Genomic DNA, 18,922 nt, shown 5'->3' on the forward strand with positions numbered 1-18,922 from the left:
CGAAGGTTAGAGTTAACGGGCTGCGAGCTACGGGCTACGAGTTGAGATTACGTAGCAGCGGGTTTACCCCGCGTAAAGTTGGTCATTTCTCGAACCTCGAACCCGGAGGCTTTATCCTGCGCAAGATTTTCTTCTCTGTGTAGCGTGCAGCGCCTCGGTGCACTCTGTGGTGAAAAAAATTAAAACATCATTTACCACAGAGGTCACAGAGTCCACAGAGGAAGAGATTAAAGGCAAAGGTTTTAGGCAGAGATTAAGCCAAGCACAGTGCTTGGCTTAAACGGCGGGGCTTTACGCCGCGCACATGTAGCAGCGGATTTATTCCGCGTCTTTTTTAAAGGTCAAAGCGAAAGGTAAAGAGCTACGGGCAACGGGTCTCGAGCAAAACACCTAACTTCTAAATAAAAAAACCTTGCGATGTTAACCGCAAGGTTTTTTTATTTTCTCGAACCTCGAGCTTATCTCATGGTAACAAACTCTTCCGAACCCGTCGGGTGAAGTGCTACAACCGCATCAAAATCGGCTTTAGTCGCGCCCATTTTCATGGCGACAGCAAAGCCCTGAATCATTTCATCAACGGTGAAACCGATACCGTGTAAGCCCACAACTTTTTCATCATCGCCTGCACACACAAGCATCATGTTACATGCTTGGCGATGCTGAGTAACTGCGGTGTACATAGCCGCAAAGCTTGATTTATATACTTTTACATTTTCTTCGCCGTACTGAGAAATCGCCTCTTGTTCAGTTAAGCCAATGGTGCCGATAGGTGGATGGCTAAATACCACGGTTGGTACTAGGCTGTAGTCCATTTTTAAATCGTTCGGCAATTCTTTATTAAATAAACGCTCCGATAGAGTACGACCCGCTTTTACAGCAACTGGTGTAAGCTCAATGCCGCCTTCGATAATATCACCCACAGCGTATACATTCTTAGCCGTGGTATTTTGGTATTCATCTACTTTTACATAGCCGCTTTCGTTTACTTCAACGCCTGCTGCAGCAAGGTTAATTTTATCGGTTGTAGGTGTACGACCAATCGCCCAAATAACCTGATCAACATTTTCGCTGTAACCGTTTTCAAAATGAATAGTTAAGCTGCCATCAGCCTCTTTTACCACCTCTTTTGGCGAACACTCAGTGTGCAGAGTAGGGCCTTCTTTTGCCATAATATCAACCAGTGTGTCGATAATGTATGGGTCAAAGGTGCGCAGCGGCTTGCTCTTACGAACAAATAAATGGGTTTGTGTCCCTAGGCTGTGCAGCACACCTGCAATTTCTACGGCAATGTAACCGGCACCAACAACGGCAACACGCTTAGGTTGTTCGTTCAGCTCAAAAAAGCCGTTTGAATCAATACCGTGTTCAGCACCTGGAATGTTAGGAATAGTAGGGCGTCCGCCTACGGCAACTAAAATGTGATCAGCAGTGTAATGCTCACCATTTACTTCAACGGTTTTACTATCCACAAATTTTGCAAAGCCTTTGATCACAGTTACGCCATTTTTAGCTAAACCATTATCATAGCCTTTGTGAATGCGGCCAATATAGGCTTCACGGCTTTCTACTAGCTTTGACCAGTCAAAGCCATTAACTTCAACATCAAAACCGTAATCAGGAGCATAAAGATTAATTGCTTCAGCAACTTGAGCGCCATGCCACATTACTTTTTTAGGAACACACCCTACATTTACGCAGGTGCCACCCATGTGTTTAGCTTCAATTAATGCTACTTTTGCGCCACGCATTGCTGCACGGTTAGCTGATGCAATACCACCACTACCGCCACCAATTGCAATGTAATCAAAATGCTGAGCCATGTTTAATCCTCTAAATATTAATTTAACTTTTCTGTGCCGATGATAGCATATGCGATGAGCAAGTCACTTGTTCGGGGCTGCTAAAATCTATCAAACATCTTTCATCAAACGAAAGATATGCTATTTCAGATCAAGCTGCTAGGTGATCATTTACAGATACACACTCGTTAACTAGTAAAGCAGGTTTGCCCTTGTATTTACGTATTTTGCCCCAACTTAAATTTTTATATTTTGCATAAACCGAGAATCACTATGACCAATGCACATACTAATCCCCTAATCGGGCTTGAAGGTTTACCGCCTTTTTCAAAAATAAAGCCAGAGCATGTTGTCCCGGCACTAAAAAAAGGTATTGAGCACTGTCGCAGTGCAATTAATGATGTATTAGCAAAGCAATCATACACATGGGAAGATTTAGTATTACCCCTTGAAGAAGCTGACGATAAACTATCGCGATTGTTTTCACCGGTATCGCATTTGAACTCAGTAATGAACAATGATGAACTTCGCGAAGCCTACGAGCAATGTTTACCGCTTATTTCTGAATACTCTACTTTTGTTGGTCAGCACCAAGGTTTGTATGAGGCTTACAACGCACTTTATAACAGTGACGAATTTAAAACACTCACTACTGCCCAGCAAAAAACCATTACTAACGCATTACGTGACTTTAAGCTTTCAGGTATTGCGTTAAATCCTGAGCAACAAAAACGCTACGGTGAAATTAGTGCGCGTTTATCAGAGCTTGCCTCAAAATTTGGTAATAATGTGATGGATGCCACGCTTGCATGGCATAAGCATATTACCGATGAAAGCCAATTGGCTGGTTTACCAGAATCAGCGCTTGCATTAGCGGCCGATACGGCAAAAAGTAAAGACTTAGACGGCTGGGTATTTACCCTAGATTTCCCTTCATATTTGCCGATTATGACCTATGCAGATAATCGTGAACTTCGCAAAGAAACATACACCGCGTTTTCTACCCGTGCATCCGATCAAGGCCCTAATGCGGGAGAGTTTGATAACTCTGCGATCATGAGTGAAGAGATGGCACTGCGTCATGAGTTAGCACAATTACTTGGCTTTAATAACTACGCTGAAAAATCGTTGGCTACAAAAATGGCAGAATCACCCGCGCAGGTATTCTCATTTTTAGAAGACTTAGCCGCTAAGTCTAAACCACAAGCAGAGCAAGAACTTAAAGAGCTGCAACAATATGCAGAGCAACAGCACGGTATTAGTGAACTGCAGGCGTGGGATTTTGGTTATTACAGTGAAAAACTAAAGCAAGAAAAGTACGCGATTTCAGATGAAGTTCTTCGCCCGTACTTCCCAGCAAATAAAGTGCTCAGTGGCTTATTTGAAACGGTTAATCGCCTATTTGGTATTACTGTAAAAGAAGTCGCTGATTTTGATAGCTACCATAAAGATGTACGCTTTTTTGAAATTTACGATAGCAATAACACTTTACGTGGTCGTTTTTACTTAGATTTGTATGCGCGCGATCACAAGCGTGGTGGTGCGTGGATGGATGACTGTATGGGTCGTAAAGTGCGCGCTAATGGTGAACTTCAAACACCAGTTGCTTACCTGGTGTGTAATTTTAATAAAGCGATTGGCGATAAGCCTGCTTTGTTTACCCATAATGAAGTAACCACACTGTTTCATGAGTTTGGTCACGGCATTCATCATATGCTTACCCAAGTAGATGCAGCCCCCGTTGCCGGTATTAATGGTGTGGCATGGGATGCCGTTGAGTTGCCAAGTCAGTTTTTAGAAAACTGGTGTTACGAGGAAGAAGCGCTTAGCTTTATCTCAGGTCACTTCGAAACCGGTGAGCCACTACCTAAAGAGTTGCTTGATAAACTACTTGCGGCTAAAAATTATAACTCAGGTATGCAAATGTTAAGACAACTTGAGTTCTCGTTATTTGATTTTAAAATCCACCACGATTACGTGGCAGACAAACCATGTAACATTCAAGCTGTGCTTGATGATGTACGCAGTCGTACCTCAGTCATTAAGCCGCCAGCGTTTAATCGTTTTCAGCATGGCTTTAGTCATATTTTTGCGGGCGGTTATAGTGCAGGTTATTACTCGTACAAATGGGCTGAAGTACTTTCGGCAGACTCCTATTCTAAATTTGAAGAAGAGGGGATTTTTAATCCACAAACAGGCCAAGCGTTTATGCAGCACATTCTTGAAAAAGGCGGCAGCGAAGAGCCGATGACATTGTTTAAAAACTTCCGTGGTCGTGAGCCAAGTGTAGACGCACTACTACGCCACAGTGGCATTGCCGCTTAGGGTCTATTGACCTTTGCGGATTAAAATATAATTACAAAAGCGCCCCAGTGGCGCTTTTTTATTGCCTAAAACACAGTGTTGTTAAAGAATATTTTGAATAAATTTTAGTAGTTTCAACATAGCGTACTATGCTTTGAACAAAGTACTAAAAGGGACTAACGCATGGCAAAGTTAATACTGGCAATTGATGACGATAAATTAATGCACCATATTATTGAAGAGTCTTTAGCTGGGTTTTGTAAAGTGCTCCATGCCAAAAATGGTGAAGATGGCATAAGACAAGCAAATAAATACAACCCTGATATTATTTTGCTTGATGTTGAAATGCCGGGTATGTCTGGTTATGAGGTCTGCCAAAGTATTAAACAAAATAAAGCCACAACAGACATTCCGGTAATGTTTTTATCATCCAAAGTGGGGCAGGCCGAACGTATTAAAGGGTTTAGTGTTGGCGGGGCTGACTACATTTTAAAGCCTTTTAACGCACAGGAGCTGATGGCACGCATTAAAATTCTTTACCAGTACCGCAAGCAATGCGCAGCACTGCAGTATGATATAGCAAAGGCCAATAAAACAGCTGAAATGGCGATGATTGAAACCGGTGACATGGGACGCATTATGCGCTTTGTTTGTCAAAGCTACCATGCTGATAATTTAGAACTATTAAGTGAATACTTTTTAGGCTTTTTTACGCCATTACATCTCAATGTCGTGGTTGTTTTTTGGCAAAATAACCAGGGAGTGTTTTATAGCCAAGAGACGGGCGTATGCCCATTAGAGCAAGAGCTACTCATGCAGCATAAAAATGCAGAGCGCTTTGTTGATATTGGTCATAGTACTATTATTAATTACCCTAATATTTCACTGTTAATTAAAAATATGCCAATAGATACGCCATCACTGTATGGTCGCTATAAAGATTTATTTCCGCATATTTTAGAAGTAACTAACGAAAAAGTAGTTACTATACAGCAGCACCAATATCGACTAATGCGCGACAATGAGCTCACCCTTGCTTTTAAAGATATTGTTGCCCAGCTTAAAAATCAAAACGCCATGCAAACGAATGCGATTAGCCAGCTTACAGAGCAGCTCGAGCAACTCCAATCGTTAATGCAAACACAAAATGACTTACCAGCTTCGCAGCTCAATGAGCAAATAACTCAGCTTAGCCATACATCACAGCAGCTGGTTGCAATCACGAATGATTTAGCGTTTATTAAGCACCAACTAAAAACAACTACTCAACAGCGTGATGACTTAATTACTCAAACACTACTAAGTAAACAACAAGCGCAGCCAGAATCTGAGAGTGAAAATAACGATATTGAGTTGTTTTAAACTATACACCTTGCGAACTTCGTATATTGCTGCTGTTTGGGTATAATAGCGGTGAAATTTATAATCGGAGTGTGAAGTGGTTATACAGTGTGCGTTTAAAGAGTGTCGACCTTATTTAAATGAGTTAGAAGCACGCTTTGGGCTTGCTCAATGGGCGGAGCAAAGCAGTGGCTTTAGTTTGCATTACGATGATAAAGGGCTAAGCCTATATAAAACTGATGAGCCTAAACTAGGTGCAATCAACGTAGACTTTGTAACTGGTGCCGTTGCACATAGGCGTAAATTTGGTGGTGGTAAAGGGCAATCAATTGCTAAAGCAGTTGGTCTTAATAAGGGCGCAACGCCAGTGGTACTCGATGCAACCGCAGGGCTTGGACGTGATGGTTTTGTTTTAGCTTCGCTAGGCTGTAAAGTGATTTTGCATGAGCGCCACCCCGTGGTTGCCGCACTGTTATATGACGGTTTACAACGTGCTTATAACGATAGTGAAATTGGCCTATGGATGCAGCAAAATATGAGCTTAATATTTGGCTCAAGCCACACCTTACTTACTCAATGTGACAGCATGCCAGATGTGGTGTATTTAGATCCAATGTTTCCGCACCGTGAAAAATCAGCATTGGTTAAAAAAGAAATGCGCGTATTCCAAGAATTAGTAGGTGGCGATACCGACGCCGATGATTTACTCGAGTTTGCCTACCCCCTTGCCAGCAAACGTGTTGTAGTTAAACGCCCCGATTATGCGCCATTTTTAAATGATAAAACTCCAAGCATGCAAATCAAAACTAAAAAGAACCGCTTTGATGTATATGTAAAAGCCGCGATGGTTTAGGTCAAAGGTTAAAGTGTCGCTGCAACCATAGTTTGACATAATTAAAGCTCAAGTAGAGCTACTCATCATTAATGAGTTTCAGGAGTTAATAGAGTTTAAAAGCGTACAAGAACGACAAAAAATTGCAAATGGGTTAAAGTTTATTAGTGAAGAAGCCAAAGTGCCAATAGTATTGGTTGGTATGCCTTGGGCTGCAAAAATAGCTGAAGAACCTCAATGGGCTTCTCGCTTAGTTAGAAAAAGAAAACTTGAATACTTTAGCCTAAAAAATGACAGCAAGTACTTTCGCCAATATTTGATGGGGTTAGCTAAGAAAATGCCATTTGATGTACCTCCTAAGCTTGAAAGTAAAAATACCACAATAGCGTTGTTTGCTGCATGTCGAGGTGAGAATCGAGCTCTTAAACATCTACTGTTGGAGGCTTTAAAATTAGCACTAAGTTGTAATGAGTATCTTGAAAATAAACATTTTATTACTGCTTATGACAAGTTTGATTTTTTTAATGATAAGGAAAAACTAAAATCAAAAAATCCTTTTAAACAAGACATTAAAGATATTGAAATTTATGGGGTAATCAAAAGCTCATCATACAACCCAAATGCATTAGATCCTGAACATATGCTCACAGGTCGAAAGTTCGAAATAGTAAAATAAACTGTATAACCTAAGTTCTGGTTAGGTGGAATAAAAGAGCAAGTCTTAATTTACACTATCTACGGTAAATAGGGATCCTACAAAATATATTAGTCCGTCGTCTGATCATCTCTACTTTCCTATGGACCCTATTTAATTAATGCAAGTAAGGACTCAACTAGCGCCAATTAAGTCTTAGACACCAAATTGGGGAGCTGTATGATCGCCTTACTTCTTAGTAATAAATTAGGTTTAAGTATGAAAAGTAAATTGTTAGAAAATCAAAAGTTAGGTTTTGGAACTGCTCCTTTAGGCAATATGTTTAGAAATATACCGGAGGAAGAGGCATTAGCCACTATAACAGAAGCTTGGAATCAGGGTATCCGTTATTTCGATACAGCACCATTTTATGGCGCTGGTTTAGCAGAAATAAGATTGGGACAAGTGCTTAAAAACTATAATCGTGATGAATATACATTAAGTTCAAAGGTTGGTCGTATTATCCTCGATGAGGAGGTTGAGTCTCAAGAGTTCGGTGAAAAAGGCGCTTTATTTGAGCATGGAAGGAAGAATAGAGTTGTTAATGATTATACTGCTAGTGCAACTTTAAGATCTATTGAAGATAGCTTAAAACGATTAGACACAGATAGCTTAGATATTGTCTATGTACATGATATTGCACAAGACTTTTATGGCGACAATTGGTTAGCTAAATTTGAAGAGGCCAGAAATGGGGCATTTAAAGTATTAGCTGATTTAAAAAAAGAAGGTGTTATTAAATCTTGGGGTTTAGGTGTAAATAAAGTTGAACCAATTGAACTTGCTTTAAATCTTGAAGAAGATAAACCTGATGCATTTTTACTAGCAGGAAGGTATACACTGTTAGATCATGAATTGGCACTACAACGTCTGATGCCTAAAGCCGCAGCACAAAAAGTTGATATTATTGTCGGAGGTCCATATAGCTCCGGCATTTTAGCAGGGGGGTCTAATTTCGAATATCAAAAAGCTCCTACTCATATTGTTAACAAAGTAGCTAAAATAAAAGCAGTTTGCGAGAAATTTTCGGTCAGTATTAAAGCTGTAGCACTCCAGTTTGTATTAGCCAATGATGCGGTTAGCTCAGTTATTCCTGGTGCAAGTAAACCTTCTAGAATTGCTGAAGATATCTCAGCCTTAGAAGAAAAAGTGCCTCATGAACTATGGCTTGAATTAAAGCGTGAGGGTGTTATTTCTGAACTCGCTCCAACACCAACTAAGTAGGGAAAACGACATGCTAAAAGCTCAAGCTCAAACTGTAATAATAGCTCCCTCTAACGATGTATGGGAGCTAATTGGTGGATTTAATAGCCTGCCAGATTGGTTACCGTTCATTCGGGAAAGTAAGCTTTCTGAAGGTGGTAGAGTTCGAACATTGCAAAGCCATAAAGGTGATAAAATCATTGAAAGGTTAGAAGGCTTTAGCGAAGATAAAACGTTTTACAGCTATTCAATTATTAACGCGCCATTTCCAGTGAGTAGCTACCTTTCAACTATAAGTGTAAAAGCTATAGATGATAAAAGCTGCCAAGTAACGTGGTTTGGTTCATTCATGGCTGACGACAGCGTAAAAGATTCTGATGTGATTGAACTGTTTACTACTATATATTCAGACGGTCTAAAGGAGTTAAGCAATAATTTCGTCTAAGAAATCACTAACCCCAGTACATTCATCTTGTATTGGGGTTTTTAATGTTTCAATAGTTGAAGGCTAAGGTTGTACGGTATAGCTAACTCATTAGTTGCTCTCTAAATTCTCTTACTATCGGTCTCAGTATTTCAGCATGCCAAGCGACCCATAGAGTAATAGAGAAATTTAGTGCATTGAGTTTAATAGTTACTACATTCTTTGGTAGTTGTTGTTTCAAGCTCTCCTGAATCATTGTAATCCCATTGCCAGCAGCAACCAAGCCAAGGGCACTGACAGGATCATCTACTTCGATCAAGATATTAGGAGAAAACCCTTTCTTAGCGCACTCATTGATAAAGCCTTTTTTGTACGGACCTTTTACTGTCAGCCAAAGCTCCTCGCTTAGATCTACCTCGGTAATAGTTTCTTTTTTGGTAAAATGATGGTCGTCAGCAACAACAAGTACCATTGGATCTTCATAAATTTTTGAAAATTTAATAGTGGTATGTTTTTCTAACAGCTCATCTACAATTGCAATATCAAGACTTCTTTGAATCAACCCTTCGAATTGCTTGTCACTTTTCAAGTGGTATAAAGCTGTATGAATTTTCGGTTTCGTTTTTCTTAACTCTCGAAGCTTAGACGGCAATATATTTGAGAACATTGCGCTATTAACGTACCCGATACATAGTCCACCCTCTTCACCTTTTCCCAACCGTTTTCCTAGTGACTCTAAACGAGTAGCATGTGTTAAAAGAGCTTTTGCCTCTTTAAGGAAAGTATGTCCGTCTGTTGTCAGAATTATTCGCTTTGCTTTTCTTTCGAATAATATTAAGCCAAGTCTATCTTCTAATTGAGATATTTGTCTGCTTAATGGGGACTGAGATATGAACAGCACTTCTGCGGCTTTGCCGACATGTTCTAATTCTGCCACAGTTATAAAATAATGAAGTTGCTTTAGATCTAGCATTGTAATGGCACCGTTTAATATAGAATTTAGCTTTTATAGCTACTGGTACGCTAACACGTATACTTTTAACTACATATCTCAAATTTAAGATAGAGATTCCTTAAAGAAAATAATTGTCATTGTTTTTAATCTAGCCATAGTTAGCAATTGATGACATACATTTTAGGGTTAAAAGTTTAATGAATGGAAGCTATAGCTAGCCATCTAGGTTAAAGTAAATATAAAAAAATATTAATAAACAGCCACATCAATAGATGTGGCTGTTTATTTAGCTTCGGTAAAATCATAGTATCTAAATAGAATATGTGTCCTTATCGAGCTTAGCTCGATAAGCCATTATCTTTCACTACGAGTGTACCTTTAAGCCTATAAAACTCATTATTAGCCGTTGAGAAAAAAGTCATTGATGTACCCTTTTTAAAGTCATCTAAATGAACCACTGTGGCTCCCGAATCTTCTTGCCACGAGATTAAATATACGCCTTCAGATACCTCGTTCCACTCACATGAAGATTTTCCCTTTGAGCCCTTACCTGGTCCTTCAATAATCTCATATTCAACTTGAGAGGCATCAGTATTATATTTATTTGTAGCAACTAAACCGTCATATGAGACAGTAACGAACTTTTCTGCAAAGAATTTTGACATATATTTCACCTTATAGCGATTGGGTTTATATTAACTTGGGTCGATCCTTTATATAGAGGATGACCAAGTACGAATAAAAATTCGAAAATACCGTCTTTTAGTAGCTCTCTTGTATCTATCAATTCAAGGTTATAAATCCCTTTCTTAGCTAACATGAACTGATTGACAGGAAATTCTAGCCCCTTAGGGTTAGGGTAAACCTCAGAAGCCCAAGTATCACCACCAAACGCTACAATCTTCTTATTAGCTAGCCAAGCAGCTGCTTCCATATCGATACCAGGCTCAGTCTCTAAAAATTTTTTATTATCTTTGCCAATAAGGTTTAACCATCCGGTATTAAATAAAACAACATCGCCTTCATTGATAGTTATCTTCTGCTTGGCTAGTACCGCTTTAATATCTTTAACTGTAATGACAGTACCTCCATCAACCACCGGGGTATTAAAGTGAGATGTCATATCTAAAACGACTCCTCGCGTTACTATAGGTGGTACTTTTTCTATACCTAATTTAGTTACACCTTCAACAGTGACAAAATCTTCAGCTTTATTACCATTATAGTAAACATTATCAATACCTATATGGCCAATACCGTTTAGCTGAGTCCCAATTCCAGTCCATCCATTTACAAGCTCATCATTAAATGTAAATTTATTTACACCCAATGTTTTACCTGCTTGACCTTCAGGTTGTACATTGTAAAGGTTGAAAGATCTATGTCTAAAAGCGGGTAAATCTTTACTAACGGGAACAGCTAAAGAGTAAACTTTACCAGTGCTAACGAGATCTACCGCTTGCTTTACTAAACTTGAAGTTAATAAATTAGCAGCTCCAATTTCATCGTTCTGGCCAAATTCTGAGGAAGTCCAATCATTAGCCAAAGCATTAAAACTGACTAAAATTGATAATGAAAGAGTTTTAATTTTTTGCATCTTATATATCCCACTCTGGTGCTAGCCCTTCTGGGTTAACTAGTCGGCCATCTCTTTCCAAGTTATCAATGAGCTGAACCGTTTTCTCATCCAAAACAATTTTCAGCGCCTGCAAGTTACTCGCTAAATTCTCTCGTTTTGTGGAAGATGGAATAACGGCATAACCCTTATGTAATGCCCAAGCTAATGTAAGCTGAGCGGGGGTGATTTGTAACTCTGATGCTAAGTCATTAATAGTAGAGTCATTTAATACACTGCCATATGCCAGTGTCATGTATGAAGTAACCTTTATACCTAAAGTTTTCATATGATCTACGAGCTTATTATTCTGTAAGTAAGGGCTTAGTTCTATTTGGTTTGTAGCAATATTTTCTGCGCCCAAAATATCAACAGCTTTATCGATAAGTTCAATAGTAAAATTTGATACGCCAATTTCTTTTGTTAATCCTAAACGTTTAGCTTCAGCTAAGGCTAAGAGGTACTCTTCAATTGCAACGTTGCTTGTAGGTGCTGGCCAATGAATAAGAACAAGATCCAGATATTCAACCCCGAGTTTTGTAATGCTCTCTTTGACACTTTGAATCAGCTTATCTCTTTCGTAATTGTCTACCCACACTTTAGTAGTTATATATAAGTCACTCCTATTTATATCTGCACGTTTTAGTGCTTTACCAATATCACTTTCATTCTGATATATTTGGGCTGTGTCAATAGCCCTGTAGCCAAGCTCTATCGCATTGCTTACTGATTCAATAACAACATCACCTGTTAACCTAAATGTACCCACTCCGAAAGATGGTACTGCCATAATCATTACCTCGTATAGTTATTTAGTATAAATAAGACATACATATTAGCTGGTAATTTTATTTACATTAAGGCACAGTAAGTAAAATTATATTTGAATTATTATCAACAATGAAAGCTACTTTAGACGAATTAAATACCTTTGTTGCGGTAATTGATTGTGGAACCATTAGTCACGCCGCTGATAAGTTAGACTTAACAGTTTCTGCAGTAAGCCGGAGTTTATCTAGGCTTGAAGAAAAGTTAGGTACAACATTGATAAGTAGAACAACACGCAAAATGGAGCTAACGATTGAAGGACAAGCCTATCTAGAAAAAGTTAGAAAAATCCTCGATGATATCAATGAGGCTGAAGAAATGTTGGCTTTAAAAAAAGGGATGCCTTCAGGTAGGTTACGTGTAGATGCAGCAACACCATTTATGCTAAATGTTATCGCACCTCTAATTAAAGAGTTCGTTCACAAATATCCCCACATACAATTAGAGCTCAACAATAATGATCAAGTAATAGATCTTTTAGAAAAGCGCACTGATGTCGCAATTCGTATTGGTGAGTTACAAGATTCGACACTGCACGCTGCGCTTATAGCCAAAAGTCAAATACGCATTTTAGCAAGCCCAAATTACCTTAGCCGGCATGGTGTACCAACCTCAATCCAGGATTTAAAAAACCATTCTCTAATTGGTTTCAGCAATCTAGAAAAATTAAACTACTGGCCTATATTAGATTCCGAAAAAAAGCTATTTCATGTGAACACTAGTATAAAAGCCTCAAGCGGAGAAACAGTAAAAAAACTTGCACTAGAAGGAGTTGGTATTGCTTGTTTGTCAGATTTTATGACAGCAACAGAAAGACAAAACTCAGAATTAGTTCAACTTTTTGCTGATGTGACAATTGAGTCTATGCAATCAATTAACGCTGTGTATTACAAGAATTCCGTAGTGTCTAGTCGTGTTAGCTCTTTCATTAACTTTCTTAAAGAGAGGCTTAATACTCAGTTGTTTTTGTAAAGCAGCTTTAAACTTAATAGAAAGCATGGTTGATATGATTTACAGCGTACGCGACGAAATGAACGCCGGCGATGAGCTAGGTATTGATATTGAAGAAAAAGGCTTTTACGACGCCCTAAAAATGTTAGCGGTTAAGTACGACTTTGACTACCCCGAAGATAAGCTCATTGAGCTTGCCCAAGCGGTAAAAGTAATTGTAGACGACAAGGTAAAATTTGTAGATTGGAACCACCGCGACGATATTAAATCAGCTTTAAAAGTAGAGCTGATTTTAATACTCGCTAAATTTAAATTCCCACCAATTAGCCGCGATGAAGTATATAAAGAAATATTTGAACAAGCGCAAAATGTGAAAGCGAATAAAAAAGTTTAAATTACTAGGCTTAGTTTGGATGTGATTTATGGAGTTCGCGATTAAAAGCGATCTCCATAAACAAGCGTTATAACGCACTTTGGCTAACTACGGTTTTAGCGTTTGATTGTTCACTAAAAGTAAGTGCCTCATTAAGTTTTTCAAATGGAAATACTTTAGGTGTATCAGTGATTAGAGTTTGGTTATCTAACTGGCTTATTAATGCCTCACCCTCTTTTATGAGTTCAGCCCAGTCTTGCTCATCGCCATAACTGTGCAAAGAGCCAAGAGCAACTTCATGATAAGAGATTGAGTTGGTAAATGCAGGAAACAGCGGTTCCTCAATTCTATCCTGAATACAGACTAAGTGGCCATTAGCTTTAAGGTAGCTTGCAAGTTTAGTAGCACTTTGTTGGCCTTTAGCATCGAATACGGCGTGGTATTGTTGCTGACATCGGCTTTGCTCCCTCAGCACTTTATTTACACCAAGTGATAAGGCCTCTGTTTTATTCGCACTTGGGCTGAGTAAATCGATTTTAACACCATTTTTATGAAGCAGCTGTATAAGGATTTTGGTGACTGCACCAAAACCAGAGACCAACACCTTTTTATTTTGCATGCTTGGCAATTTATTAAATGCCTGTATTGCAGTGAGCATGGGGCACGGTAAGCTTGCAGCTTTAGATAAAGAAAAGCTTTGCGGGAGTCTCATTACTCGTTGAAATTTTAACACTGTGTATGTTGCAAAACTGCCAGGTAAAAGCAGCGATTGATGATAACAAACCGAGCTGCCTATAAACTCTTTAGGTACGCTTGCGCCTGTTTCAATAACAATTCCAGCGCCATCCACACCGGGTGTAAAACCGGGCGGCCAAGCTAGTGGATTGGCTTTTATAAATTTCCAATCAACAGGGTTTATACCCATTGCTTTATTTAAAACAACAATTTCATTTTCGTTTATGTTTAAAGGTGGCGCAATTGAAGATAGAAGCAGGGGTGAGCCTGCCTCTTCAAACTGCCACGCTAAATCGCAGCTGTTCATTTTAGTTATCCCACTGTGGAGAAAAGTCAGGTGATGCTTGGCGATCGTTTTTATTTAATTGATCAATTGCGGTTATTTCTTTAGCACTAAGTGTTAAATCAGGGCCAGCTAAATTTGTAATCAGATTACTTCTTTTAGTTGATGAAGGAATCGTTGTTAATCCATTCGCAAGTGCCCACGCAATAACAACCTCAGAAGGCGCCTTATTATGACTATTGGCAATCTCAATGATGGTTTTATCTTTGAGAACTTTACCAACAGCAAATGGCATATAACCTGTCACATGAATGTTATTTTCACTGCAAAATTCGCGTAATGACTCGTTTGTTAAGTAAGGGTGTACTTCTACTTGGTTAGTAAAAATTTCACCGTTAGGCAAAATAGCCATAGCCTGTTTAAGCAAATCAATAGTGAAATTTGATACGCCAATATTTTTAGCAAGGCCTAGCTCTTTAGCTTTAACTAGCTCACCTAAATATTCTTCCATCGGTTCATCGTTCTCTGGAGATGGCCAGTGTATCAATAACAAATCTACATAATCAGTTTGCAGTTTACTTAGGCTTTCTTTAACACTATCAATGAATGATGCTTTGTTTAAGTTAGCATTCCATACTTTTGTAGTAATAAAAATATCGGCTCTAGGTATGCCGCTGTCGCTAATAGCTTGGCCTACTTGCGCTTCGTTGCCATAAATTTGTGCAGTATCTATATGCTTATACCCAACTTCTAACGCCATTTTTACAGAGTTGTAAGCCACTTCGTCTTCTAAGCGAAAAGTACCCATACCTAATTTGGGCATAGTGTTTAAATTTATGTTCATTAGTTATCCTTTATTTATGAAAAACGGGTAAGACATTTTTTGCTATGTCTTCCATGCTTTGTTCGATATTTATTTCATTGCGTCTAAAATGAAGGCCAATATGATCTACGCCAGCAGCCTTCATGCTGTTTAGCTCTTTTATTAAGCCATTGACTCCGGTCCTAACCCCAAAGTGGTGTCTCTCAATGGGGGCGTCTGGGTTGTCTACAAAATCTAAATGAATAAAGCTTACATAAGGTTTGTCACCTGCAACGCTTCGCCATAGAGCTACACGTTTTACATGATCGTCAGGTGTACCTGGATACGCTAACCATCCATCGAGGTTTTCACCTATAAATTGCGGCGATTGTTGTGCAAGGCCTGCGGCGTAAATAGGGTATTGCGCTACTTGAGGGTATATTTTTTGCCCTGATTGTAATTTAGAGTCAGACTCATCCTTTAACACCTCAATAGCTTCTCTAAAAAGCTGGCCACGAGCGGCGTAATCAACATTAAATAAAGGATATTCTGAGGGTCTATCACCACTTGCTACACCTAAAATTAAGCGGTTGCTGCTTAGCTCAGCCATTGTGTTCGCTGATTTTCTCACAAGCCAAGGCTGTCTTAATGGCAGAACAATAGCCGCAGTACCTAGTAAAATATTGTTTGTAATACCCGCTAGGTAGCCTAAGTATGTAAACGCTTCAAATACTTGTGCAGCATCGCCAAAGTTAGGGTCGTACAGTGGCACGTCTCTTACCCATGCAGTACTAAAGCCAAGCTCATCGGCTAATATAATGCGCTCTTTATGCTGTGACATATCAGGTACACCAAAAGGCTTGCCTTCTTTAATACGTTTTTGTTGGCCATCTCTTGACCAGTCATTGTCTAGTGGCAGTTCAACACCAATTGAAAAGCCCAAGTTTTTTAATTTATCAATAGTCATAATCAGCCTCTTTCGAAGAAAAAATTCGGGATTAAATTTAAATAGCTTTCACTTGTTCGCGTGAATCTAGAAAACCCGATAGTCGTGTTAATACAATGGCAAATATAACAATTGATGCGCCCACCCAAGGGGTGTCCATTAACTCCATGTCTTCTACAACAACACCGCCAATGATTGAGCCAATTGCAATACCGACATTAAAGGCCGCTATATTTAAACCTGATGCAACATCTACAGCATTAGGCGTATGTTTTTGTGCTAGCTGCACAACATAGACTTGCAGACCTGGTACGTTACCAAAAGCGAAGGCGCCCCAGATAAGTAGTGTTAAAACAGCGCCAATTTGATTGCCTGCCGTAAATGTAAATACAAAAAGAATGATAGCGAGTGCGCTAAAAATACCTGTTAACGCTTTTACTGGTCCCATGCGGTCAGCTAGTTTTCCACCCCAAATATTGCCTATTGCTACTGAAACTCCATAAACAAGCATAATTAAGCCAATTGAACTGGATTCGAAACCAGAAACCTGCTCTAAAATTGGGGCTAAATAGGTAAAGGCTACGAAAGTGCCGCCGTAGCCAACAGCTGTAATAGCGTAAACTAAAAGTAATCTAGGCTGTGTTAGCACTTTTAGTTGCTCTGAGATTTTTGCCGGTACCGCTTTTTTTAAGTTTGATGGTACAAGAATCGCGCTACCAATAAGTGCGATTAAGCCCAATATAGAAACGATTAAAAATGTTGCTCTCCAGCCCAGCTCTTGCCCAATCCACGTACCTAAAGGCACACCGGTCACTAAGGCTACGGTTAAGCCCGTAAACATGATTGCGATTGCGCTGGCTTCTTTTTCTTTAGCAACTAAGCTCGTTGCAATGGTTGAACCAATAGAGAAAAACACACCATGAGCCAATCCTGTTAGGATTCGGGCTACTATTAGGGTTTCATAACTTGGGGCTTGCCAAGCAAGTAGGTTACCTGCGACAAATAAAGCCATTAAAACTAATAAAACAGATTTACGATTCCAACGACCGGTTAATGCTGTTAGCACTGGCGCTCCAATAGCGACACCGAGTGCGTATAAGCTGACTAATAAGCCTGCTGATGGTAGTGAAACACCTAAGTCTGCTGCAATAGTTGGTACTAAGCCAACAATTACAAACTCAGTTGTTCCTATAGCGAATGCGCTGAGTGTAAGCGCCAATAATGCTAAAGGCATTTGTAGTTCCTCAATAATTAATGTGGGGTAATTTTCATCTAATTTAAGGAGAAGAAACACAGCGTATTTCTCAAAACAATTTTGTTAAAAATGCAAAAGTAAAAATGTTGGCTTGTTATTTTCAATAAAATAAGGGGCCCAGTAGTAGGTTTAATAAAGCTGTTAAAACGGCAGGTTTTATGCGGGTTCAGAGTATGGGGTATTGGCTAGTATAAATGGGGGAGGGAAGCCACAAAAAAACGGCAAACAGGGTGCGGTTGCATCTCGTTTGCCGTTAAATAACTATGTCTAAATGGGTGTTACAAAATAGCGACAGGGTTAATTTGCACCTGAGTAGAGCCTTCGTATAGAGGGTGGCCAAGTACGAACATAAATTCCCAGGCTTGATCTTTTGCTAGGTCGTCACACAAAATGTTTTCAAGCACGTGTACGCCGTAATGAGTGGCCATCATTTGGTTTACAGGAAATGAAAGACTAGGATCTTCATGCGGAACGGCTTCAGATGACCAGTTATCGGCACCTACTGCAATAACGCCTTTTTCGGCAAGGTACTTACCACCTTCAACGCCAATACCTGGGCCGCCCGCAAGGTAACGTTCGTTATCTTTACCCATTAAGTCAGACCAACCGGTACAAAATAAAACAACATCGCCTTTCTGAATATCTACGCCTTGTTGTTTGGCTACTGCGTCAATTTCTTTTTTATTAAAGGTGGTGCCCTCGCTCACTATATCTTGGTTAAAATAAGGACGCATGTCTAATAATACACCACGAGAAACCATTGGTGGGACTTTCTCTAGACCGAGTTTTTTAACGCCTGTTACAGTCATAAAATCAGATACTTTATGGCCGTTGTAATGAACGTTGTCGCGGCCATAGTGCGCTAGGCCATTAATTTGAGAGCCTACACCAGTCCAGCCAATAATTTGGTCATCGACATAAGTAAATTTATTTGTACCAAATGTTTTAGGTTCAGGCTGCGACGTATGAACTTCAAAGTAACGGTGACGAAACGCTGGGGTATCTTTATTTACCGCCATGCCTAAACCGTACACTTTACCTTGTTTTATTAATTTTGATGCTGTTAATACAGAGCTTGGAGTAATGTAATTCATTGCGCCAATTTCATCATCGGCCCCCCACTTTGAAGTATGTACTTGATCGGCCGCGTTAACACCAGCAGAAAGTGTAAGTACTGCACTTAGAGCAGTGGCTATTTTCAATTTTTTATGTGCTTTCATATTGCTATTTCCTTGTATTTAATTTTAGAGGTGCAAAGCATATTTGCTATGACGTGGCCTACTATATTTAAAACAACGTGAATAATTGATAGTTGAAAACACAAAACTCTTTTTCACTTTTTGCAATTAACGAGCATATTAAATAATAGTGAATACACCTAATTAAAGCTTATGTAATCACTGTAAATAAGAATTAGTTTAATTTTATTATTTCATTTTTAACAAAATAGATTTAACAACAATAGCGTTTTTAACATTTGGAAACCCTTACATAATCTCCTTGCTTTAAAAAAGAGGGCTCACTATAGAGCTTTCTAAATAATTAATTTAGGAGATACACAATGAAAATGAAAAAACACGTA

The 18,922-nt window shown here is 39.2% G+C and carries 18 protein-coding genes; 8 read left to right on the forward strand and 10 right to left on the reverse strand.

Features of this window, described 5'->3' with window-relative positions:
- Positions 1–458 precede the first annotated feature (458 nt).
- Positions 459–1,820, reverse strand: coding sequence for a glutathione-disulfide reductase (gene gorA / locus KK487_RS02080; protein ID WP_016900274.1), 1,362 nt, complete (start codon positions 1,818–1,820; stop codon positions 459–461).
- A 252-nt stretch (positions 1,821–2,072) separates the two neighbouring features.
- Between gorA and prlC the strand changes: the two genes are divergently transcribed.
- From prlC to KK487_RS02110, 6 genes are all read left to right on the forward strand, one after another.
- Positions 2,073–4,124, forward strand: coding sequence for an oligopeptidase A (prlC, locus tag KK487_RS02085; RefSeq protein WP_016900273.1), 2,052 nt, complete (start codon positions 2,073–2,075; stop codon positions 4,122–4,124).
- A 162-nt stretch (positions 4,125–4,286) separates the two neighbouring features.
- Entirely contained in the window at positions 4,287–5,465 is a 1,179-nt protein-coding gene (locus KK487_RS02090; protein ID WP_016900272.1) for a response regulator, read from the forward strand.
- A gap of 76 nt (positions 5,466–5,541) precedes the next feature.
- On the forward strand, positions 5,542–6,297 hold the full coding sequence (locus KK487_RS02095) for a class I SAM-dependent methyltransferase (protein ID WP_016900271.1): 756 nt from the start codon (positions 5,542–5,544) through the stop codon (positions 6,295–6,297).
- 88 nt (positions 6,298–6,385) lie between these two features.
- Entirely contained in the window at positions 6,386–6,952 is a 567-nt protein-coding gene (locus KK487_RS02100) for a TniB family NTP-binding protein (RefSeq protein ID WP_237711624.1), read from the forward strand.
- A gap of 198 nt (positions 6,953–7,150) precedes the next feature.
- Positions 7,151–8,194, forward strand: a complete 1,044-nt coding sequence (locus tag KK487_RS02105; protein ID WP_016900269.1) for an aldo/keto reductase — start codon at positions 7,151–7,153, stop codon at positions 8,192–8,194.
- 10 nt (positions 8,195–8,204) lie between these two features.
- Complete coding sequence (locus tag KK487_RS02110; RefSeq protein WP_058154126.1) at positions 8,205–8,618, forward strand: SRPBCC family protein; 414 nt, start codon at positions 8,205–8,207, stop codon at positions 8,616–8,618.
- An 82-nt stretch (positions 8,619–8,700) separates the two neighbouring features.
- Here KK487_RS02110 and KK487_RS02115 read toward each other — a convergent pair whose 3' ends face one another.
- The 4 genes from KK487_RS02115 to dkgB (KK487_RS02130) form a co-directional block, all read right to left on the reverse strand.
- Positions 8,701–9,570: a LysR family transcriptional regulator gene (locus KK487_RS02115; RefSeq protein WP_016899538.1), complete on the reverse strand. Its 870-nt coding sequence runs from the start codon at positions 9,568–9,570 to the stop codon at positions 8,701–8,703.
- A 320-nt stretch (positions 9,571–9,890) separates the two neighbouring features.
- On the reverse strand, positions 9,891–10,217 hold the full coding sequence (locus KK487_RS02120) for a MoaF-related domain-containing protein (RefSeq protein ID WP_016899539.1): 327 nt from the start codon (positions 10,215–10,217) through the stop codon (positions 9,891–9,893).
- Positions 10,218–10,222: 5 nt separating this feature from the next.
- A complete protein-coding gene (locus KK487_RS02125; RefSeq protein WP_016899540.1) occupies positions 10,223–11,149 on the reverse strand; it encodes a cyclase family protein in 927 nt (308 codons plus the stop codon).
- Position 11,150: 1 nt separating this feature from the next.
- Positions 11,151–11,957 (reverse strand): 2,5-didehydrogluconate reductase DkgB, encoded by an 807-nt coding sequence (gene dkgB / locus KK487_RS02130; protein ID WP_029609932.1) that lies wholly within the window; start codon positions 11,955–11,957, stop codon positions 11,151–11,153.
- 110 nt (positions 11,958–12,067) lie between these two features.
- On the opposite strand from dkgB (KK487_RS02130), the gene KK487_RS02135 reads away from it, so the two are divergent.
- Positions 12,068–12,967, forward strand: a complete 900-nt coding sequence (locus KK487_RS02135) for a LysR family transcriptional regulator (protein ID WP_096038119.1) — start codon at positions 12,068–12,070, stop codon at positions 12,965–12,967.
- Positions 12,968–12,992: 25 nt separating this feature from the next.
- On the forward strand, positions 12,993–13,340 hold the full coding sequence (locus KK487_RS02140; RefSeq protein WP_244186368.1) for a type I restriction enzyme endonuclease domain-containing protein: 348 nt from the start codon (positions 12,993–12,995) through the stop codon (positions 13,338–13,340).
- A 67-nt stretch (positions 13,341–13,407) separates the two neighbouring features.
- On the opposite strand, the gene KK487_RS02145 is transcribed toward KK487_RS02140, so the two are convergent.
- From KK487_RS02145 to KK487_RS02165, 5 genes are all read right to left on the reverse strand, one after another.
- Positions 13,408–14,361, reverse strand: a complete 954-nt coding sequence (locus KK487_RS02145; protein ID WP_215521919.1) for an alcohol dehydrogenase catalytic domain-containing protein — start codon at positions 14,359–14,361, stop codon at positions 13,408–13,410.
- A gap of 1 nt (position 14,362) precedes the next feature.
- Positions 14,363–15,181: a 2,5-didehydrogluconate reductase DkgB gene (gene dkgB, locus KK487_RS02150; protein ID WP_215521920.1), complete on the reverse strand. Its 819-nt coding sequence runs from the start codon at positions 15,179–15,181 to the stop codon at positions 14,363–14,365.
- Between the two features lie 10 nt (positions 15,182–15,191).
- Entirely contained in the window at positions 15,192–16,106 is a 915-nt protein-coding gene (locus tag KK487_RS02155; RefSeq protein ID WP_215521921.1) for an LLM class flavin-dependent oxidoreductase, read from the reverse strand.
- A gap of 37 nt (positions 16,107–16,143) precedes the next feature.
- A complete protein-coding gene (locus KK487_RS02160) occupies positions 16,144–17,319 on the reverse strand; it encodes an MFS transporter (RefSeq protein WP_058154130.1) in 1,176 nt (391 codons plus the stop codon).
- Between the two features lie 299 nt (positions 17,320–17,618).
- Positions 17,619–18,560, reverse strand: a complete 942-nt coding sequence (locus KK487_RS02165) for a cyclase family protein (protein ID WP_215521922.1) — start codon at positions 18,558–18,560, stop codon at positions 17,619–17,621.
- Positions 18,561–18,922 lie beyond the last annotated feature (362 nt).

The sequence above is a fragment of the Pseudoalteromonas sp. SiA1 genome, assembly GCF_018732205.1.
GTDB lineage: Bacteria > Pseudomonadota > Gammaproteobacteria > Enterobacterales > Alteromonadaceae > Pseudoalteromonas > Pseudoalteromonas tetraodonis.

What these genes read in the sequence shown, in the direction of transcription:
- gorA (WP_016900274.1), bottom strand. Translation starts at nt 1,820, where the DNA reads ATGGCTCAGCATTTTGATTACATTGCAATTGGTGGCGGTAGTGGTGGT.
- prlC (WP_016900273.1), top strand. Translation starts at nt 2,073, where the DNA reads ATGACCAATGCACATACTAATCCCCTAATCGGGCTTGAAGGTTTACCG.
- KK487_RS02090 (WP_016900272.1), top strand. Translation starts at nt 4,287, where the DNA reads ATGGCAAAGTTAATACTGGCAATTGATGACGATAAATTAATGCACCAT.
- KK487_RS02105 (WP_016900269.1), top strand. Translation starts at nt 7,151, where the DNA reads ATGATCGCCTTACTTCTTAGTAATAAATTAGGTTTAAGTATGAAAAGT.
- KK487_RS02110 (WP_058154126.1), top strand. Translation starts at nt 8,205, where the DNA reads ATGCTAAAAGCTCAAGCTCAAACTGTAATAATAGCTCCCTCTAACGAT.
- KK487_RS02115 (WP_016899538.1), bottom strand. Translation starts at nt 9,570, where the DNA reads ATGCTAGATCTAAAGCAACTTCATTATTTTATAACTGTGGCAGAATTA.
- KK487_RS02120 (WP_016899539.1), bottom strand. Translation starts at nt 10,217, where the DNA reads ATGTCAAAATTCTTTGCAGAAAAGTTCGTTACTGTCTCATATGACGGT.
- KK487_RS02125 (WP_016899540.1), bottom strand. Translation starts at nt 11,149, where the DNA reads ATGCAAAAAATTAAAACTCTTTCATTATCAATTTTAGTCAGTTTTAAT.
- dkgB (WP_029609932.1), bottom strand. Translation starts at nt 11,957, where the DNA reads ATGGCAGTACCATCTTTCGGAGTGGGTACATTTAGGTTAACAGGTGAT.
- KK487_RS02135 (WP_096038119.1), top strand. Translation starts at nt 12,068, where the DNA reads ATGAAAGCTACTTTAGACGAATTAAATACCTTTGTTGCGGTAATTGAT.
- KK487_RS02140 (WP_244186368.1), top strand. Translation starts at nt 12,993, where the DNA reads ATGGTTGATATGATTTACAGCGTACGCGACGAAATGAACGCCGGCGAT.
- KK487_RS02145 (WP_215521919.1), bottom strand. Translation starts at nt 14,361, where the DNA reads ATGAACAGCTGCGATTTAGCGTGGCAGTTTGAAGAGGCAGGCTCACCC.
- dkgB (WP_215521920.1), bottom strand. Translation starts at nt 15,181, where the DNA reads ATGAACATAAATTTAAACACTATGCCCAAATTAGGTATGGGTACTTTT.
- KK487_RS02155 (WP_215521921.1), bottom strand. Translation starts at nt 16,106, where the DNA reads ATGACTATTGATAAATTAAAAAACTTGGGCTTTTCAATTGGTGTTGAA.
- KK487_RS02160 (WP_058154130.1), bottom strand. Translation starts at nt 17,319, where the DNA reads ATGCCTTTAGCATTATTGGCGCTTACACTCAGCGCATTCGCTATAGGA.
- KK487_RS02165 (WP_215521922.1), bottom strand. Translation starts at nt 18,560, where the DNA reads ATGAAAGCACATAAAAAATTGAAAATAGCCACTGCTCTAAGTGCAGTA.